At 42.0% G+C, this 3285-nt stretch carries 2 protein-coding genes; both read right to left on the bottom strand.

From position 1 onward, the window contains the following. Positions 1-263: 263 nt before the first annotated feature. Positions 264-2159, bottom strand: coding sequence for a molecular chaperone HtpG (gene htpG, locus V5N63_RS11450; protein WP_332034046.1), 1896 nt, complete (start codon positions 2157-2159; stop codon positions 264-266). Positions 2160-2298: 139 nt separating this feature from the next. Beyond that, positions 2299-3285 (bottom strand): recombinase RecA (gene recA / locus V5N63_RS11445; protein WP_332034045.1); only part of this gene is annotated, 987 nt, incomplete at its 5' end.

The raw sequence follows: 3285 nt of genomic DNA, 5'->3' as shown, positions 1-3285 counted from the left end.
GAGTCCATTGCACGAACTTTAACAAAAAGCTGGTCTTGCACAAATTTGGTCCCTAAAGGCGTTTGCGGAATCGTTTCTGATATTTGCGGAACCATTTCTAACACTTGCGCAACCATTTCTGACGCTTGCGCAACCATTTCTGACGCTTGCGGAATCATTTCTAACACTTGCGCAGCCATTTTCTGTACCGATGACTCATAAAAATCCCGCTTCAAATAAATGAAACGGGATTGCTATTATTAAGTATTTAAACTCTTCACGAATTATTTCCCAAGCTGCTGATAGCTTCGTTGGATGAATTCGGTAAGCTCCTTACCTTTCAGAAGATTCTGCGACAGTTTCGCCAAATCTAAGGCTTGCTTAATGTGTGAAGTCTTTTCTTCGGCACTTTCTGTGGAAAGAATTTTGCCGGCGAGGTCGCTGTTGGTATTCACTACCAGATTATACATTTCCGGGAAGTTGCCCATCCCGAACATTCCGCCACCGCCTGTTGCCTGCATGTCTTTCATTCTTCGGATAAACTCCGGCTGGGTGATGATGAACGGCGCATCGGTACTTTCCAGATCCTCGAGCTGCACGGTGAATTTGGTATCAGCAATACCTTCTTCCACGCTTTTCTTCAAGGTTTCCTTTTCGGTATCATTCAATTTGGAGATCGCAGGCTCATCTTTTTTAATAAGATTGTTAATGTGATCTGCATCTACCCTTGCAAACTGAATTTTCTCTTTCGAAGCTTCAAATTTCTGAATCAAATGCGGCACGATGGGCGAATCGAGCAATAAAACTTCGTAGCCTTTATCCTGCGCTGCCTGAATATAACTGTGCTGATCATGTTCATTGCTTGCATAAAGAATCACAAGATTACCGTCTTTGTCAGTCTGGTTCGCTTTAATTTTCTCTTCAAGTTCATTCCAAAGGAAGTATTTTCCATCAACGTTCGGATAAAGCGCAAATTTGTCGGATTTATCATAGAATTTCTCTTCAGAGATCATTCCGTATTCAATTACGATTTTAATGTCATTCCACTTTTTCTCGTAATCTTCACGGTTTTCATTCATCAGCGCCGCCATTTTATCGGCCACTTTTTTGGTGATGTAAGAAGAAATTTTCTTCACCGCACCGTCGGCCTGAAGATATGAACGCGACACGTTCAGCGGAATATCCGGAGAATCGATTACGCCTCGCAGCAACATCAGGAAGTCCGGAACAATTCCCTTCACCTCATCGGTAACAAAAACCTGATTCTGGTACAACTGAATTTTATCTTTTTCGATGTTCAGGTTGTTACCCAGTTTCGGAAAGAAGAGCACACCCGTTAAATTGAACGGATAATCAACATTCAAATGAATGTGGAACAAAGGATCTTCAAACTGCATTGGGTACAGTTCTCTGTAGAAATTCAGGTAATCCTCATCTTTTAAATCAGCCGGAGCTTTCGTCCACGCGGGAGTTGGATTGTTGATGATGTTATCAACTTCTTTGGTTTCCGGTTTTGCATCTTCTGCAGCATCTTCCGGCAAAGGTAAAGTCTCGGTTCTGGTTCCGAATTTAATCGGTACAGGCATGAACTTGTTGTACTTTAACAACAGTTCACGGATTCTCGATTCTTCCAGAAACTCTGTAGAATCTTCAGCGATATGAAGAATGATTTCTGTTCCTCTGTCGGTTTTATCTGTAGTTTCTTCCAAAGTAAACTCCGGGCTGCCGTCGCAGATCCAGCGCACTGCAGATTCGCCTTCTTTGTAAGATTTTGTTAAAATCTCCACTTTCTCTGCAACCATGAATGCGGAATAAAATCCAAGCCCGAAATGGCCGATAATACCTGCATCTTTGGCACTGTCTTTATATTTTTCGAGGAATTCTTCAGCGCCGGAAAAAGCTACCTGGTTGATGTATTTCTCCACCTCCTCGCCTGTCATCCCAAGTCCCTGATCGATGATGTGAAGCTTTTTGTTTTCTTTATCGACTTTAACCTCAATCTGTGGATTTCCGTAAGCCACATTTGCTTCGCCCACATTGGTAAGATGTTTTAATTTCAAAGTGGCGTCTGTTGCATTAGAAATCAGTTCGCGAAGGAAGATTTCGTGGTCGCTGTAGAGAAATTTTTTAATGAGCGGGAAAATATTTTCCACTGATACATTGATATTTCCTTTAGTCATAATTTTGAAATTTAATTTGAACAGATTTTTCAAAAAAAGTACCATCGCGGGGAAAGTGTCAAAATGTCATTTTCTTTCAGATTGCAACAAAAAAAGACAGCATATCGCTGTCTTTTGTAATAATAATTTTCCTTTCGGATTATTTTTCGCGTAAATTATCTTTAATTTTTGCTTCCAGTTCTTCTGCAAGTTCCGGATTGTCTTTCAACATATCACGCACTGCATCGCGGCCTTGTCCTAGTTTGGTTTCTTCGTAGCTGAACCATGATCCGCTTTTCTTCACCACTCCGGTTTCTACCGCCATATCCAGAATTTCGCCTACTTTCGATACGCCTTCACCGTACATAATGTCGAATTCAGCCATTTTAAACGGAGGAGCTACTTTATTCTTCACGATTTTCACCTTCACCCGGCTACCAACAGCTTCATCACCGGTTTTGATTGGTGCACTTGCCTTTCTTATATCAATTCTTACGGAAGCGTAAAATTTCAGTGCATTACCACCGGTTGTAGTTTCCGGATTTCCGAACATCACCCCGATTTTTTCTCTCAACTGGTTAATGAAAATTACGGTACATTTAGTTTTCGAAATTGTAGCAGTAAGTTTTCTGAGTGCCTGAGACATCAGTCTTGCATGAAGCCCCATTTTGGAATCTCCCATTTCGCCTTCAATCTCCGCTTTTGGAGTTAAAGCCGCAACAGAGTCGATCACCACGATATCAATCGCACCCGAACGGATCAGGTTATCGGCAATTTCCAAAGCCTGCTCACCATTATCCGGCTGCGAAATGATTAAGTCATCAAGATTAATTCCTAATTTGGAAGCATAATGCCTGTCGAATGCGTGCTCCGCATCAATAAATGCTGCAATTCCGCCCATCTTCTGAGCTTCTGCAATAGCGTGCAGGGTTAAAGTTGTTTTTCCCGAAGATTCCGGACCGTAGATTTCAATCACTCTTCCTTTAGGGTATCCGCCAACTCCTAAAGCGAGGTCAAGCCCGAGAGATCCGGAAGGAATCACTTCAATGGAAGTATCCACAGAGTCGTCTCCCAAAGTCATTACGGTACCTTTTCCGTAGGTTTTATCTAGTTTGTCAAGCACCAGCGCGAGTGCTTTTTTCTTATC

Source organism: Kaistella sp. (assembly GCF_032060305.1).
In the GTDB taxonomy this organism is placed as follows: domain Bacteria; phylum Bacteroidota; class Bacteroidia; order Flavobacteriales; family Weeksellaceae; genus Kaistella; species Kaistella yananensis.
This window is presented reverse-complemented; position numbering and strand designations above follow the sequence as displayed.